Here is a 15286-nt window from a genome sequence, read left to right as displayed (position 1 = left end):
TCAGCGGCTGCTTGTCCGGGCTTGCGACCGCGAGGTCAGGAAGGCGAGGAATGCCGCGAACAGCAGCACCACGGCACTTGCCATGAAGGTGCCTTGGTAGCCTGTCGAATCGAACAGCAGGCCGCCAAGGGTGGAGCCCAGCGCAATGGCCAACTGGATCACCGCCACCATCAGGCCGCCGCCGGCCTCCGCGTCGCGAGGCATGGCGTCGGCGATCCAGCTCCACCAGCCTACCGGGGCCGAGGTCGCCATCAGGCCCCACAGGGCCAGCAACGCGACCACGGTAGCGACCCGCGCACCGAAAGGAATCAGCGTCAACGCGATCACCGCCATGAGGACGGGAATGACGATCAGCGCCCCGTACAGGCTGCGCTTGAGGACCGAGCCGATCAGCGCCGTGCCGATGACGCCAGCCACGCCGATTGCCAGCAGGATGAGCGACAGCGTGGTCACGTTCACGATCGTCACGGTTTCCAGGAACGGCCGCACATAGGTGAACAGGGCGAACTGCCCCATGAAGAACGCGCCGCAAGCGGCCATTCCCAGGGCCACCGGTGGGCTTGCCAGTACCTTGAAGACGTTGCTGGAACCCGGCGCGCGCTTTTGGGCCGCCATGTCCGGCAGGCTGATCCACTGCCAGACCAGCGCCACCGCCGCCACCGGCACGAGGCAGAAGAAAGCGCCACGCCAACCCAGGATAGCGCCCAGCCAGGCTCCCAACGGTGCGGCGATCACCGTCGCCAGCGCATTGCCTCCGTTGAAAATCGCCAGTGCGCGCGGCACCTGCTCGGGAGGCACCAGGCGCATGGCCGTCGCGGCCGACATGGACCAGAACCCGCCGATCACCATGCCAATGAGCGCGCGCCCCACCATGTAGATCAGGTAGCTTGGCGCCAGTGCCACCACGGCGCCGGAGAGGGCCATCAGCGCCGTCAACGCAAGCAGTAGCGTCTTGCGGTTCATGTCGCCGGCAAGCCGCGAGATGGACAGGCTGGTCAGTACCGCGAACGCGCCAGAGATGGCGATGCCTTTGCCGACCATTCCGTCGCTGACGCGCAGGTCGGCCGCGACCGGCGTCAGCAGGCTGACGGGCATGAACTCGGAGGCAATCAGCGCAAAGACGCACAGCGACATGGCGAACACGCCGCTCCAGTTCGGATCGCCATGGGATCGATACTGTTTTTTCATGCCGTGAATCTTGGGGCACGGAAAGCCACTTGACTAGCTAATGAAATCTTAAAAGGTATATTAGTTCCACTAATTAATAGTTCATGGGAGACTCCTGCCATGGTCAAACGCAACCTGAACGATCTTCTGTACTTCGTGACCGTGGCGCGGGAAGGCAGCTTCACGCGCGCCGCCTCGTTGCTGGGCGTCACGCAGTCGGCCCTCAGCCAGGCCATCAGCGGCCTGGAGTCCAGGCTGTCGATCCGGCTGCTTACGCGCACCACGCGCAGTGTGTCGCCCACGGCCGCCGGCGAGCGCCTGCTTAATGCCATCGGGAACCGATTTGACGAGATCGACGCGGAACTCGATGAACTGACCAAGATGCGGGACAAGCCGGCCGGCACGGTAAGGATCACGTGCGGCGAGCACATTCTTCGAACCACGCTGCTACCCAAGCTGACGCCCCTGCTGCTGGAATATCCAGACATCAAAGTCGAATTCGACGTCAACTACGGATTCCGGGACATCGCGGCCGACCGCTTCGATGCGGGCGTGCGGATGGGCGATACCATCGACAGGGACATGATCGCGGTGCCCGTGGGGCCGAAATTGCGCATGGCGATCGCGGCTTCGCCGGCATACTTCCAGACGCATCCAATTCCCAAGGTGCCGCGCGACCTGCTCAACCACAACTGCATCAACATGCGCATGCAGACGGCAGGGGGGCTCTACACCTGGGACTTCGATCGTCGCGGCCAATCACTGAACGTTCGGGTGGATGGTCAACTGGTCTTCAACACTTCGCCCAGCATCGTGGATGCGGCGGTGGCGGGATTGGGGATAGCGTCCCTGCCTGAAGAAGAGTTCGCGCCGCACCTTCAGGAAGGGCGGTTGGTGCGCGTATTGGAGGATTGGTGCCCACCATTCCCCGGATACTACCTGTACTACCCAAGCCGCAAGCAACCGTCCCATGCCTTTTCGCTGGTTCTTGATGCGCTGCGGTGGAAGGCGCCTTCCGGCGCCAAGAAGTCATAGGGCAATGCCGGGCTCTCTTCAGTTTCCGCTCATGGACGGGCGGGCGCCTGTCGGCCTCCGTCATGAATTATTTGGAACAAATATTCACAAACTGCAATTTTTCTATCAAAATTGCGTTTGCGCGGACCCCTCGCGCCCCTGCCGAAGGATCTGCCCATGCGCACCGCAAGCCGCTTGCTGGAAGAATCGTATCGCCGGACCGACCGTGCGATGTTGCCGCTGCTCTGGCTGCTATTCATCGTTGGCCTATGCCTGGCGCCGCAATATGGCCGATGGGGCGCCGCTGTCACGGTAGGCGCGGTGGCGGCGGGCATTCCCACGCTGCTGATCCTGTGGCGGCCGGGTAGCTTGTCCACCCGCCTGGCGGTGGCCTGTAGCCTGATGGTGTTGGCCGCGCTTCATATTCACCTCATGTCCGGCATGGCCGAGATGCACTTCGGCATCTTCGTGCTGCTCTCCGTGCTGCTGGCGTACCGGGATTGGCGGACCATTCTGTGCGCGGCCCTGGTGATCGCGGTACATCACCTGTCTTTCAATTTCCTCCAGCAATGGGGATACGGAACGATCTGCTTCACGGAACCCGGCCTGGGAATGGTGCTGTTGCATGCCACTTATGTCGTGGTGCAGGCTACGGCGCTGGGATGGCTGGCTTGGAAGATGGAACGCGCCGGCATCGCCGCCGAAGAGCTGGCCCGGCTTAGCGCGCATATCGGACGCGAGCCGGGGGTATTCGACCTGCGATTTGGCGGCTTGAGCATGAATAGCGGCCTGGGCCGCAGCTTCAAGACAACCATGGACGCGGTGCACCGGACCATGAGCGAAGTGCGCGCCACGGCGACGACGCTATCGGCCGCGTCTGGCGAAATGATGCAGGGCGACCAGAAGCTGGAGGAGCGTTCGCGCGCGCAGGCCGATTCGCTGGCACAGACCGTGGCGTCGATGCGTGGCCTGGCCGCCAATGTCCATGACAACGCGGCGCACGCCATGCAGGCCCGGCAACTGACCGATCAGGCGCGGCAGATCGTGGGCACGGGGAGTACGGCGGTGGCCGGCGTCGCGACCGTGATGGGAGAAATCCAGCAGGAAGCGAAGAAGATCTCGGAGATCATCGGCGTGATCGACAGCATCGCGTTTCAAACGAATATCCTGGCCTTGAACGCGGCCGTGGAGGCCGCCCGCGCGGGTGAAAGCGGCAAGGGCTTCGCGGTCGTGGCCACCGAAGTCCGCGCGCTGGCCCAGCGTAGCGCCGGCGCCGCCCGCGAGATTCGCGGCCTTATCGAGGGGTCATTGGAAAAGACCACGAATGGATTCCGTCAGGCCGACAACGCGGCCGGCGTGATCCGTGAAGTCGTTTCCAGCATTGACGGGGTTGCGGGCATCGTCGGCCAGATCGGCGACGCCGGCCGCGCCCAAAGCGCGGATATCGAAGAGGTTAATCAGGTGGTGGCCAAGATGGACGAACTGACCCGGCAAACCGCAGGCCTGATCGCAGAGGCCGCAAGCGCGTCCACGGCCCTGCAAGCCCAGGCCGCCCAATTGCTGCAAGCGGTTAGCGTGTTTCGCTTGCAAGGCAGCCAGCTGTCTGATGCGCCGGCGCCAAAGCGAATCGCGCCGTCTCCGGTCAGGCGGGCACTGGCCAGTGCCTGAGCGACGCACGCGCCGTAAGCCGGGGCTTGCGCGGGCTGCGGCGCGCGGGCGCCGCTGGTCCATCATTCAATGGAGCTGTTCCGAGCCTTTGGGCTGCAATTGCGACAACCCATTCCAATCCGGATCCTTGAACACGCGTAGATTGATGGGGTAGGCCGGGTGCCCGGCCAGGCATTGATTGAATGCCTCCATAAAGGCATCCACGTCGTGGGTGTAGAAACGCCACTCTTTCAGGTTATTGCCCGTCAGGCCAACCACCTGCACGCCCACATTGGAGTTCTCGAAGCCCTTCTCGATGGCGCTTTCAAAGCTGTCGGTGCTTTTCTTGTCTTCGTCATTGGGCATGCCGGACTCCATGCCGGTATATGGCCAAGAGACAATGATCAAGTTCTCGTTGACCTGACGATCAGGCGCCGACGGCAGTCCGGTACGAAAGCGAACGATGACCGAAAAACCATTGATGCGGGTTTCACCCACTGCCCAGAGATCGCCTGGGAAAATGCTGCTCATTGAATATATTCCTGTGTAAAAGCCGAACCGACGGGTTCAGCCCTGGATCCTACAAAACCTCGTGCGAATGCGCCAGCGCGCGGGCTTCACGGATGCTGCGTCCCGGTGGCTGGCCGAACATCCGCGCGTATTCCCGCGTGAACTGCGTCACGCTTTCATACCCGACGCCATAGGCGGTGGAGCTGATTGCGGCCCCTTCTGCAAGCAGGCGTCGGCGAGCTTCAAGCAGGCGCAGCTGCTTCTGGAATTGCAGCGGGGTGAGCGTGGTGATGCTACGAAAATGCGTGTGAAACGCCGACAGGCTCATGCCGGCGGCATTGGCAAGGGTTTCGACGCGCAAGGGCTCGGTGAATTTCTTCCGCAGGATTTCAACGGCGCGTGCAATGCGATGCGCGTGGCTGTCCGTGACACCCAGTGCGCGAATCGCGTTGCCATGCCGGCCAACCAGCAGCCAGTAGTGCAGTTCTCGTACCAGTTGGCGGCCCAGCAAGGCGATCGGGCCTGGCCGGTCCAGCAATCTGATCAGCCGTAACGCGGCTTCCGCCACTTCCGTTTCGGTGGGATCCACGCGCACGGGTTGATCGGGCACGGCCGGCAGGGCACGCATTTCGCTGAGCAGATCCGTGATCACGCCCAAGTCCAATTGCATGACGAACGAGTAGTAAGGCGCGGCCGCGCTGGCCGTGGTTATCTGGCTGACCGTCGGCACGTCCATCGTGATCAGCAAGGATTCGCCCGCGCCAAATTCGAAGGTCCTGGCGCCCATGGTCACGCGCTTTCGGCCTTGCAAAACCAAGGCAACCAAGGGTTTGGTGATGGCGTGTTGCAGGGGGGAGGGCGAGGCTTCACGCAGGAGGGCTACGCTGTCGATGGAAGTGGCCGCGAAGCCTTCGCCGTTGACATGTGCATCGGCGTAGCGCCGCGCTACCTGCAACAAGGCGTCGGTTACGCCGACATGCCTGGATGGGTCGGCCGTTGCCACGCAAGATTCAGCAGATTGGGCAAGTGAATTCATTGTCTTGGGCAAACACGCGTAGAGGAAATCGTCTGGAAATTGTATGCCTGGCGTTTCCGGTTCTCTACGATAAAACAAATAGGCAAGTGGCCAATATGATCGGGCAACCTGCTTGACGCGGCAACTCCTAACATGAACGCTCAACGATTCAGGAGCTTTCCATGACAACCATTTCTCTCGTTACCGGCGCTAGCCGAGGTCTGGGCCGCAATACGGCCCTGAGCATCGCGCGCCATGGTGGCGACGTGATCATCACGTATCGCAGCGACAGGGCTTCGGCGGATGCGGTGGTCGCCGACATCGCAGCGCTCGGCCGCAAGGCGATCGCGCTGCAACTGGACACGAACAACGTGGCGTCCTTTGCGGGTTTCCTGGCCGCCCTGCGCGAGGCGTTGAGCAGCAGTTGGGGCCGTGACAGGTTCGATCACCTGATCAACAACGCGGGCCACGGCGAGATGGCGGACTTCGCGTCGACCACCGAGGCGCAGTTCGATGCGCTCTTTGGCACCCACGTCAAGGGCGTGTTCTTCCTGACCCAGGCGCTGCTGCCGCTGCTGGCGGACGGCGGCCGCATCGTGAACCTGTCGTCGGGCCTCACCCGCGTGTCTTTTCCCGGGTTTTCGGCCTACGCCGCCGCCAAGGGCGCCGTGGAAACGCTTTCCGTGTACATGGCCAAGGAACTGGGCAGCCGAGGCATCACCGTTAACGCCGTTGCGCCCGGCGCCATCGAAACCGATTTCCTTGGCGGCGCGGTGCGCGATATCCCCGACTACAACAAGGCCTTCGCCGACCTGACCGCGCTTGGCCGTGTGGGGGTGCCGGATGATATTGGCCCCATGATCGCCAGCCTGTTGGGCCCGGATAATCGCTGGGTCAACGGCCAGCGCATCGAAGTCTCGGGCGGTCAGTCGATTTGATCGAGCGATACGCGAAGACAGCGCGCCGTTCTGCAAGGACTGGACCGGGTGACGACCGTGATGTGGCGGATCATTCGCCACTTCATCCCACACTTACCTCCATACCTTCGAACTGTCGATGGTACACAGCGGGATGATTCATGGCTTGAGCGCCGCGGCGGTGTTGTCGTGACGCGCCACATTGGCCAGGTGTTCCAGAAGCACCTGCGCGGCGGGCGACAGATTTTCTTCGTCGCGAAAGCACAAGGTGAAACGCCGCTCGGCCCAGGCATCGGTCAACGGAATCACGATCAATCCCGTTGCGTGCGCATAGGGCTGCGCGACTTCGCGGGGAACGATGGTTATGCCCAGGTTCGCGCGAACCACACGCAAGGCCGAATCGAAGTTCGACACGATCACCCGGTGCAATAAAGGTTTTCCGGCTTGCGCGGCGGCCCTGTGCAACATGACCTGCACGGAGCTTGCGACGGGCATGCCCACATGTTCGTAATCTAGCGTTTGGCTGAACTGCAACGTGGATTCCCGTGCCAGGGGATGGGCGGGGTGCACGACCATCGCCAGGTGATCGTTGCGGTATGGGCGGGACTGCAATCCATCCAGAGGCGATGCGTCCCAGCAGATGCCCAACGACGCCACGCCTTCCTTGATGCCGCGGATCACTTGGTGGCTCAAGCCTTCTTCCATGTCGACGCGGATGCTCCGATGACGCGGGTCTTGCAGGAACATTGCCACATCCTCGGCTAGCGATTCGGCCAGCACGGAGGACGTGGCCAGTACACGGATCTGGCCCCGCAGCCCATGGGAATAGGCGGACATGTCGCGTTCGATCCGGGCCGTGCTGGTCATGATCGCGCGGGCATGTTCCAGCAGCGTTTCCCCGGCTGGCGTGGGCTCCATGCCGTGTTTGCGTCGGGTCAGGAGTTTGGCGCCCACGGCGCTTTCCAACTGGGCCAGACGCTTGCTGATGGCGGATCCGACGATGTTGGCGTTCTCGCCCGCCCGGGCAATGTTGCGGGTTTCGCAAACGGCCACGAATAGCCGCAATGAAGTCAGGTCCAGGTCGCGCATGGGAAGTCCCGTTACAGGAAAGTCATCAAACCCTGCCTAAGATATTCCGTTTTGGAACGTTTTGCATTCCAAATGATCGTTATTCGGCCGATATGTGAAATCTACACTACGTCTATTCCTGCCTTATCGGACGAAGCCATTCATGTTTGCTACCGAACTTCCTACTGGCTGGCCTGCCCGCGCGATCTTGCGTGAGGTGGGTTTGCGCGACGGCCTGCAAAGCCTGGCAAGGGTGGTGCCCACCGCCATCAAGCGTGAGTGGATTGCGCAGGCCTATGCCGCGGGGCTCCGCGAAATCGAGGTCGGCTCGTTTGTACCGGCGCGCCTGCTGCCGCAATTGGCCGACACGGCCGAGCTGGTGGCCTATGCCCGGACGTTTCCCGGTTTGCGGGCGACGGTGCTGGTGCCCAACCTGAAAGGGGCGGAACGCGCCATCGAATCTGGCGCGGACCTGATGGTCGTGCCGTTGTCGGCCAGCCATGCCCACAGTCTGGCCAATCTGCGCAAGACGCCCGACGACGTGGTCAAGGAAGTCTCCAGAATTCGCGCGGCGCGCGATGCCGCCGGTTCCCGCATGTTGCTTGAAGGCGGCGTGGGCACTGCGTTCGGCTGCACGTTGCAGGGGCATGTGGAGCCGGCGGAAGTGCTGCGATTGATGCAGGCGTTGCTGGATGCGGGCGTTGATTGTGTCAGCCTGGCCGACACCGTGGGGTATGCGGATCCCCTGATGGTGCGCCGGCTGTTTGAAGCCGCGCGCCGCATTGCCGGCGACCGCCTGACGTGCGCGCATTTTCACGACACGCGGGGCCTGGGGCTGGCCAATGTGATGGCGGCGCTGGAAACCGGCATCACGCGATTCGATGCCTGTCTGGCGGGAATCGGCGGGTGTCCCCATGCGCCGGGCGCCAGTGGCAACGTGTCCACCGAAGACCTGGCCTATCTGCTGGGAAGCATGGGCGTGGACACGGGGCTGGACCTGCCGCAGCTGCTGGCCTTGCGTAAACAGGCCGGCGTCTGGCTGGAAGGGGAAACGCTGCGCGGCTCGATTGCGCAAGCAGGGTTGCCGAAGATCTGGAAAGGCGCGGCGCCGGCCGCGGACGACGCTGCCGCCGCTCCAGCACACGCGCCAGAACATAACGGCGCTTCGTGCGGCGACGCCTCTGCGCCCGCCGCACCGGCGGTTGGCAGGACACGCCGTTTGCCGTTAGCCGGTATCCGTGTGGTGGAATTCACCCACATGGTGATGGGGCCCACCTGCGGTCTGGTGCTGGCGGACCTGGGCGCCGAGGTGATCAAGGTCGAACCCATCGAGGGCGACCGTACCCGTCATCTGCTGGGCGCGGGCGCGGGTTTTTTCCCGATGTTCAACCGGAATAAGAAGTCCATTTCATTGGATCTGCGCAGCCCTGCCGGGGCCGACGCCGCGCGCAAGCTATGCGCCAGCGCCGATATCGTGGTCGAGAACTTTCGGCCCGGCGTCATGGCCAGATACGGTCTGGATTACGCATCGTTAAGTCAGCGAAATCGCGGCCTGATCTATGTCAGCTGCAAAGGGTTCTTGCCCGGCCCGTATGAACAACGCACCGCGCTGGACGAAGTCGTGCAAATGATGGGCGGCTTGGCCTACATGACGGGACGCCCGGGCGACCCCTTGCGCGCCGGCTCAAGTGTGAACGACATCATGGGCGGCATGTTTGGCGCGATAGGCGCGATGGGTGCGCTACAGGAACGCGCGGTGACGGGCCAGGGACAGGAAGTGCAATCGGCGCTGTTCGAAAACAACGTCTTCCTGGTCGGGCAACACATGCTGCAATACGCGGTCACCGGCCAGGCCGCCGCGCCCATGCCCGAGCGCATTTCCGCCTGGGCCTTGTACGACGTCTTTACCGTGAAGGACGAGGGCCAGATCTTCCTGGCAGCCGTCAGTGACGCGCAATGGATCACGTTCTGCGATGCCTTCGGGTTTGACGATCTTAAGCACTCGCCGCATCTCAAAACGAACAACGACCGCGTGCGAGCGCGCCCGGAACTGTTGCCCGATCTGCGGACGCGCTTGAAGGGGTACGAGGTAGACGAATTGGCGCGCGTCTTCGAAAAGAACGGCTTGCCGTTCGCGCCCATCGTCCGGCCGGAAGCGCTTTTTGACGACCCGCATCTGTGCGCCACCGGTGGGCTGGCCAATATACGGTTGACCGATGGCGAACGCGCCGGGCAGCAAGCGAAGGTGACGTTGTTTCCGATCACCATGGACGGCGCCCGGCTGGATGTGCGGCTGCAACCGCCCATCATGGGGGAACACACCACGGAATTGCTGAGACACGTGGGTTACCCCGACGAGAGTATTCACAAGCTGCGCGAGCAAGGCGTCATCCACTGACCGCCTGGCCGTGCCAATACCTATAAAACCAGAGGAGACAGCATCATGAAGACACACGACATATCTTGTACTCGGCGTGGGATGCTGGGCGTCTTGGGGGCGGGCATGCTGGGGGCCGCTCTGCCGCTGCGCGTGGCGCGTGCGCAAGACAGTGCCCGGCCAGTACGGTTGATTCTGCCCATCAGCGTGGGCTCTGGTGTGGACACGATCGTGCGTTCCGCCGGGCCGGCGTTGAATCGGGCGTTCGGGCAGTCGGTGGTGGTGGAAAACCAGCCGGGTGCTGGCGGTATCCTGGGCACCTCGGCCATTGTGCGCGCCACGGCCGACGGCCACACCCTGGGCGTCGTGTCCAATAACCACGTGATTTTTCCCAGCGTGCTGAAATCCGTGCCGTTCGACCCCATCCAGGACATCACGCCCATTTCCGTCATCGGCACCACGCCGCTGCTTCTGGTCGTGAATCCGACAAAGCTGCCCTACAGCAATGTGCGCGATCTGGTCGCGGCCTTGCGGGCGAAGCCCGACGCCTATAACTACGGATCATCGGGCAATGGCACCATCCTGCACCTGGGTTGCGAGCTGTTCCTGCAGCAAAACGGACTGAAAATTCGCCACATTCCCTACAAGGGAACGGGCCCCATGGTTACCGACATCATGAGCGGGCAGGTTGACTTTGGCGTGACCTCGCTGCCGTCCATCTTGCCGCACCTGAAAAGCGGGGCGCTGAAAGCCATTGGCGTGGGCAGCAAGGAACGTAGTCCGGCAGCGCCGGACATTCCCACTATTCGTGAACAGGGCATGCCCGATTACGAAGTGGAAGGCTGGTTTGCCGTGATTGGCCCCGCGAAGTTGCAGGCGGATCAAGTGCGGCGCGTGTACAAGGCCTTCGAGGCGGCGTACCGCGACCCCGAAACAAAGAAGGCCATGGACCTGCAGGGCAACAGGATCACCATGCGGGATTCCGCCGATACGGTCGAATACTTCAAGAGCGAGACCCGAAAATACGCGCAAATCGTGAAGAACGCGAATATCGAACTGCAATAAGGCCCGGCGCCATTGCATTCATAGGGCCGCCTGCGCATCACCGCAGCGCTGCCCCATGAAGTCCACGAACACCCTCACCTTGGGCGACAGGTTCCGGTTCGACGGCCACACCAGTTGAAACCGGCCGGCGCCTTCGGTGTGCTGGGGCAGCACCTCTACCAGAACGCCCGCAGCCAGCGCATCGCGCGCCAGGAAATCCGGCATGCAGCCGATGCCGAAACCCTGTATCACCGCGCCGCGCAGCGCTTCCATGTTGTTGCAGGTGAGCGCGGTGCGCAGTGCAGGGTCGGGGTCCGTCAGCGGCCAGCGTTGCAGGTGTCCAGAGTTTGGAAAGCGGAAGCGGACCGCGGCATGCGCGTGCAGGTCATCCGGCGATTGCGGCGTGCCGTGCGTCGCCAGATATTCCGGACAGGCGCATAGCAACATCCGAAACCGGCTTAACGGCCGGGCCATCAGTCGGGAGTCCGGCAGGTCGCCGCTGCGGATCGCGACGTCCATGCGTTCGCCAATCAGGTCCACGACGCGATCATTGAAGTCCAGATCAAGCTCGACGCCGGGATAACGCGCCGCGAAGTCGGGCAATACCGGCAGCAGGAAGTGATAGCTGATCAGCGGCGCGCTGACGCGCAGGCGGCCGTGCGGTTCGTCCCGCGTGCGCGAAAGCATGGCGTGGGCGTCATCGAGATCGTCCAGGATGCGCTTGCAGCGCTCGAAGTACAGGCGACCTTCTTCCGTGAGCTGCATGCGGCGCGTGCTGCGTTGGAACAGGCGCACCTGAAGGTCCTGTTCCAGGCGGGCAACGGCCTTGCCCACGGCGGAGGGCGACAGGCCAAGGTTGCGGCCTGCGGCGGCGAAGCTGCCCAGCTCCGCGCTGCAGACAAAGGGCATAAGAGCGGCAAGGCGGTCCATGTCTATTCAAGAATGTTATTCCGTAATGATCGGATTATTACCCCATTTATCGGTCAAGGCTGCCCCGTTATCTTGAAATCCCTTTTCGGATTCCGCATTGACCATGACCACGCCCATTTCGTCTTCTTCCGCCTCGCGGCGGTTGGTGCTTGCCGCCGTCTGCCTTGGCGCGCTGGTGATGCCGCTTAGTTTTACCGGCCCGGCGGTTGCGCTGCCTGCGCTGGCGCAGGCGCTGCCTGCCAGCCCGGAGGCGCTCAATTGGGTGACCAATGCGTTCATGCTGGCGTTTGGCAGTACCTTGTTGGCCGCCGGCGGGCTGGCCGACCGGCATGGGCGCCGGCGGGTCTATCTGTGGGGCGCGGCCCTTTTCGTGCTGGCGTCGCTGGCGCTGATCGCGGCCCCGGGAATGGCGGTGTTCAACCTATTGCGGGCCGCGCAGGGGCTGGGCGGCGCGGCGATTTTGTCGGCAGGCGCCGCGGCGCTGGCGCAGGAATTCGATGGCGCGGCGCGCACGCGGGCCTTCAGCTTGATGGGCACGAGTTTCGGCGTGGGACTTTCATTCGGGCCGATCCTGTCGGGCTTGCTGGTAGCGCAATTCGGCTGGCGCGGCGTGTTCGGCCTGACGGTCTTGATGGCCCTGGCGGCGTGGGGATTGGGATGGCGCTATCTACGCGAATCGCGCGATCCGGATGCGGGCAGGCTGGACTGGGCGGGAGCCTTCACGTTCTCGGGCGCGTTGGCGTTGCTGACATGCATGGCGCTGCGCGTGCCAGCCGCCGGTTGGGCGGATCGCGGCACCTTGGGGTTGCTGGCGGGTTGCGTGCTGTCGTTCATTGCCTTCGTAAAAATCGAGCTGCGCAGCAAGCGGCCGTTGCTGGATCTCACGCTGTTCCGTCATCCGCGCTTCGTCGGCGTGCAACTGTTGGCCGCGGCGCCGGCGTATGGGTTCGTGGTGCTCTTGATTCTTCTGCCGGTGCGTCTGATCGCGGTGTCCGGCCTGGACGAGGTGCATGCGGGCCTGCTGATGATGGCGTTGTCGGCCCCGTTGATGGTGGTGCCGATGCTGGCGGGGCGCCTCGTTCAACGGTTTTCGGCAGCGAGCCTGTGCGCCGTTGGATTGCTGGCGAACGCCGCGGGCTTGGCCTGGCTGAGTCACGTGATGGGGCACGCCGAGGTGTCCGCCATGGTCTGGCCGATGCTGCTGATCGGCGTGGGCATTGGTCTGCCCTGGGGGCTGATGGACGGGCTGGCGGTGAGCGTGGTGCCCAAGGAGCGCGCCGGCATGGCGGCTGGCATTTTCAGCACCTCGCGGGTGGCGGGCGAGGGCCTGGCCCTGGCGATCGTAAGCGCGATACTGGCCGGGCTGACGTCCCATTATCTTGCGGCCGTCGCGCAGGAAGGGGCGGCATCGGTGGGGACGGCGGCTCAGCGGCTGGTGGCCGGCGATGTGGCCGGGGCGATGACGCTGCTGCCGTCGGTGCAGCAAACCGCATTGGCGCTGGCGTCGGGACAGGCGTTTGCCGCGTTGCTCTACGTGCTGTGCGGCGTGACCGTGGTGACTGCGGTGGCGCTGTATTGGTTCATCGGACGGGAAGGGCACGACGGGGTCAAGCCCGTCCATGCCCGTCAGGGAGTATCGACGGGCGAGGCGACCAGTTGAGTGCGCCGGGCGCTGATCAAATGTCCATTCGCCTTATTTCTTGCGCTCTCTAGGGCGGCCGCGTAAATCGAAAGCGACGCGCAGCAACCGGCTGATTTCGCCAGTCAGATGGCGTTTTCGGCCCTGTTCCACGATGCTGATGCTGCGGAATTCTTGCGGCCCCGGCAATGACAGCACTTTCAAGGCTCGGTCCTCGTTCCAATAGACGTTTTGCAGCAAGGGCACCAAGCTGACACCCACTTGTTGGCGCACCAGCGCCGCAATGCCAAGGATCGAGTTGAGCTCCAGGATTTCTTGCGGCTTGACTCGCAAGCGGCGCAGCACCCGGTCGGCTTTGGAACCGGTGGCCGTATTGCGGTCATAGCGAATATAGGGCTGGGTAGCCAGCAGCTCCGTGATGTCCGGCGTTCTGGCATGAGCCTCGGCGCTTGCCAGCAAGATCAGGGGTTCGTCATATAGCCGCGAGCAGCTCAGGCCTTTGAAGTCCTGTCGGGGCGACGTCACCACCACGGCTGCGTCCAACTCGCCGGCCAGCAACAGTGGCGCCAATTCATCTGAACGAGCGCTGGTCAGCGTGACCGACACTTTGGGATGAATGGCCTTCAACTGCACCAGACAATTGGCCAGCAGGCCCATGGCCGAAATGATGCCGCCTACCGTGATTTCGCCTTCCATGCGCAAGTCGCGATCGGGGTCTTCCAGCATCGCTTCGTAATCGGCAACCAAGCGTCTGGCCCGCGGCAGCAACAGCTGCCCTTCGCGGCTCAAACTCGTTTGTCTGTGGTTGCGCTCAAACAGGGCTCGCCGCATTTCATCTTCAAGCGCGCGCATTTGCTGGCCGACAGCGGCGCTGGTCAACGCGACCCGATCGGCTGCGGCAGCAAAGCTGCCTTCCTCGGCGACAGCAATAAATGTTCTGAGGAACCGGATGCTGCTCATGTCGCGTAGGTTTCAGGTAAAGGTTTACTTTACCCTAATTAAAATTAAATTAGATTTTCTTTGTTTAGACGCTGACGGATACTGCGGGTCTTTCTCATTGAGTGGTTTAGACCATGAGCACTGCTACCCCGGAATCCCAGGCCGAACTGCTGGCGCGACAAACCGCGCGGCGTCTCTACGATCAAGGGCCGACGACGGTCTACTCCCATGTGGGCGACAAGCGTTTTTCGTACTGTCTTTACGTGCCCGAGTCCATCGAAGATGCGACGCGTCCGGTGGACCTGGTGGTTGTGGTGCACGGCTCAAACCGCGCGATGGAGACCTACCGGAACAGCTTTGCCGAGTTCGGCCGCTGGAACGACTGCATCATCCTGGCGCCGCTGTTTCCGGTGGGCGTGCAGGGCGATGGCAATGGCGACGGCTACAAGCAAATTCTTGAAGGCGATATCCGGTATGACCAGATCCTGCTGGATATGGTCGCAGAGGTCGGCAAGAAATACGGCCGTCACTTCGACACCTTTGGGCTCTTCGGCTATTCGGGCGGCGGCCAATTCACCAACCGCTTCTGCTATCTGCACCCCGACCGGCTCTGGGCCGCGTCGATAGGCGCGCCCGGTTCGGTCACGCTACTGGACACCGATCGCAAGTGGTGGGTGGGCGTGGCCGATATGGAGACGCGTTTTGGCAAGGCGCTGAACCTGGACGCCTTGCGTCAGGTGCCCATCCACATGGTGGTGGGCGCTGCCGATCTTGAAACCTGGGAGATCACCCATCGCCCCGGTGGCAAGCACTACATGGAAGGCGCCAATGACGCCGGCCGCACCCGACCCGAGCGGCTGGAACGTCTGCGCGCCAGCTTTGAAGCCGCCGGAGTGAAGGCCACGCTGGATCAAATTCCCAACGTGCCCCACATGGGCATCAAAGTCATGCCGGCCGCGCAGAAATTTTTCGCCGCGGTGTTGCGCGAACGGCGGGCCCGCCAAGTGCAGCAATAAGCA

At 62.9% G+C, this 15286-nt stretch carries 13 protein-coding genes and 2 pseudogenes; 8 read left to right on the top strand and 7 right to left on the bottom strand.

Translation table 11 applies throughout. The features are described 5' to 3' along the window. Window positions 1–1188: an MFS transporter gene (locus ACE039_RS00945; RefSeq protein ID WP_485821410.1), complete on the bottom strand. Its 1188-nt coding sequence runs from the start codon at window positions 1186–1188 to the stop codon at window positions 1–3. A 99-nt stretch (window positions 1189–1287) separates the two neighbouring features. Between ACE039_RS00945 and ACE039_RS00940 the strand changes: the two genes are divergently transcribed. Both ACE039_RS00940 and ACE039_RS00935 read left to right on the top strand, forming a co-directional pair. Beyond that, window positions 1288–2202 carry a LysR family transcriptional regulator gene (locus tag ACE039_RS00940; protein WP_485821409.1) on the top strand — a complete coding sequence of 305 codons (915 nt, stop codon included), beginning with the start codon at window positions 1288–1290 and terminating at the stop codon, window positions 2200–2202. A gap of 156 nt (window positions 2203–2358) precedes the next feature. Continuing rightward, window positions 2359–3849 (top strand): methyl-accepting chemotaxis protein, encoded by a 1491-nt coding sequence (locus ACE039_RS00935; protein WP_485821408.1) that lies wholly within the window; start codon window positions 2359–2361, stop codon window positions 3847–3849. A 66-nt stretch (window positions 3850–3915) separates the two neighbouring features. Here ACE039_RS00935 and ACE039_RS00930 read toward each other — a convergent pair whose 3' ends face one another. Next, window positions 3916–4359 carry a DUF695 domain-containing protein gene (locus ACE039_RS00930; RefSeq protein WP_485821407.1) on the bottom strand — a complete coding sequence of 148 codons (444 nt, stop codon included), beginning with the start codon at window positions 4357–4359 and terminating at the stop codon, window positions 3916–3918. 49 nt (window positions 4360–4408) lie between these two features. Next, complete coding sequence (locus ACE039_RS00925; RefSeq protein WP_485821406.1) at window positions 4409–5542, bottom strand: AraC family transcriptional regulator N-terminal domain-containing protein; 1134 nt, start codon at window positions 5540–5542, stop codon at window positions 4409–4411. Between ACE039_RS00925 and ACE039_RS00920 the strand changes: the two genes are divergently transcribed. Continuing rightward, entirely contained in the window at window positions 5536–6291 is a 756-nt protein-coding gene (locus ACE039_RS00920) for an SDR family NAD(P)-dependent oxidoreductase (RefSeq protein WP_485821405.1), read from the top strand. The genes ACE039_RS00925 and ACE039_RS00920 overlap by 7 nt on opposite strands. Before the next feature lie 138 nt (window positions 6292–6429). On the opposite strand, the gene ACE039_RS00915 is transcribed toward ACE039_RS00920, so the two are convergent. Next, the gene (locus tag ACE039_RS00915; protein WP_448713154.1) at window positions 6430–7359 is read right to left on the bottom strand and encodes a LysR family transcriptional regulator; all 930 of its coding nucleotides are present in this window, start codon (window positions 7357–7359) and stop codon (window positions 6430–6432) included. A gap of 142 nt (window positions 7360–7501) precedes the next feature. Between ACE039_RS00915 and ACE039_RS00910 the strand changes: the two are divergent. The 3 genes and pseudogenes from ACE039_RS00910 to ACE039_RS00900 all read left to right on the top strand — a co-directional run. Then, window positions 7502–8347, top strand: a pseudogene (locus ACE039_RS00910) (hydroxymethylglutaryl-CoA lyase); the annotation flags it as partial. Window positions 8348–8557: 210 nt separating this feature from the next. Continuing rightward, window positions 8558–9736 (top strand): CaiB/BaiF CoA transferase family protein, encoded by a 1179-nt coding sequence (locus ACE039_RS00905; protein WP_485821486.1) that lies wholly within the window; start codon window positions 8558–8560, stop codon window positions 9734–9736. Window positions 9737–9781: 45 nt separating this feature from the next. Then, window positions 9782–10780 carry a Bug family tripartite tricarboxylate transporter substrate binding protein gene (locus tag ACE039_RS00900; RefSeq protein WP_105556133.1) on the top strand — a complete coding sequence of 333 codons (999 nt, stop codon included), beginning with the start codon at window positions 9782–9784 and terminating at the stop codon, window positions 10778–10780. Between the two features lie 18 nt (window positions 10781–10798). Here ACE039_RS00900 and ACE039_RS00895 read toward each other — a convergent pair whose 3' ends face one another. Next, a complete protein-coding gene (locus ACE039_RS00895; protein WP_448713151.1) occupies window positions 10799–11689 on the bottom strand; it encodes a LysR family transcriptional regulator in 891 nt (296 codons plus the stop codon). Window positions 11690–11792: 103 nt separating this feature from the next. On the opposite strand from ACE039_RS00895, the gene ACE039_RS00890 reads away from it, so the two are divergent. Further along, window positions 11793–13349 carry an MFS transporter gene (locus ACE039_RS00890; protein ID WP_485821404.1) on the top strand — a complete coding sequence of 519 codons (1557 nt, stop codon included), beginning with the start codon at window positions 11793–11795 and terminating at the stop codon, window positions 13347–13349. Between the two features lie 33 nt (window positions 13350–13382). On the opposite strand, the gene ACE039_RS00885 is transcribed toward ACE039_RS00890, so the two are convergent. Beyond that, a complete protein-coding gene (locus ACE039_RS00885; protein WP_485821485.1) occupies window positions 13383–14075 on the bottom strand; it encodes a LysR substrate-binding domain-containing protein in 693 nt (230 codons plus the stop codon). Between the two features lie 36 nt (window positions 14076–14111). Then, window positions 14112–14288: pseudogene (locus ACE039_RS00880) on the bottom strand (helix-turn-helix domain-containing protein); the annotation flags it as partial. Window positions 14289–14401: 113 nt separating this feature from the next. Here ACE039_RS00880 and ACE039_RS00875 point away from each other — a divergent pair. Beyond that, a complete protein-coding gene (locus ACE039_RS00875; RefSeq protein WP_485821403.1) occupies window positions 14402–15283 on the top strand; it encodes an alpha/beta hydrolase in 882 nt (293 codons plus the stop codon). Window positions 15284–15286: the final 3 nt, after the last annotated feature.

This window comes from Achromobacter maghribensis, assembly GCF_057334215.1.
This window is presented reverse-complemented; position numbering and strand designations above follow the sequence as displayed.

Coding starts and splice junctions, on each gene's coding strand:
- ACE039_RS00945 (WP_485821410.1), bottom strand. CDS start 1,188: ATGAAAAAACAGTATCGATCCCATGGCGATCCGAACTGGAGCGGCGTG.
- ACE039_RS00940 (WP_485821409.1), top strand. CDS start 1,288: ATGGTCAAACGCAACCTGAACGATCTTCTGTACTTCGTGACCGTGGCG.
- ACE039_RS00935 (WP_485821408.1), top strand. CDS start 2,359: ATGCGCACCGCAAGCCGCTTGCTGGAAGAATCGTATCGCCGGACCGAC.
- ACE039_RS00930 (WP_485821407.1), bottom strand. CDS start 4,359: ATGAGCAGCATTTTCCCAGGCGATCTCTGGGCAGTGGGTGAAACCCGC.
- ACE039_RS00920 (WP_485821405.1), top strand. CDS start 5,536: ATGACAACCATTTCTCTCGTTACCGGCGCTAGCCGAGGTCTGGGCCGC.
- ACE039_RS00915 (WP_448713154.1), bottom strand. CDS start 7,359: ATGCGCGACCTGGACCTGACTTCATTGCGGCTATTCGTGGCCGTTTGC.
- ACE039_RS00900 (WP_105556133.1), top strand. CDS start 9,782: ATGAAGACACACGACATATCTTGTACTCGGCGTGGGATGCTGGGCGTC.
- ACE039_RS00895 (WP_448713151.1), bottom strand. CDS start 11,689: ATGGACCGCCTTGCCGCTCTTATGCCCTTTGTCTGCAGCGCGGAGCTG.
- ACE039_RS00890 (WP_485821404.1), top strand. CDS start 11,793: ATGACCACGCCCATTTCGTCTTCTTCCGCCTCGCGGCGGTTGGTGCTT.
- ACE039_RS00875 (WP_485821403.1), top strand. CDS start 14,402: ATGAGCACTGCTACCCCGGAATCCCAGGCCGAACTGCTGGCGCGACAA.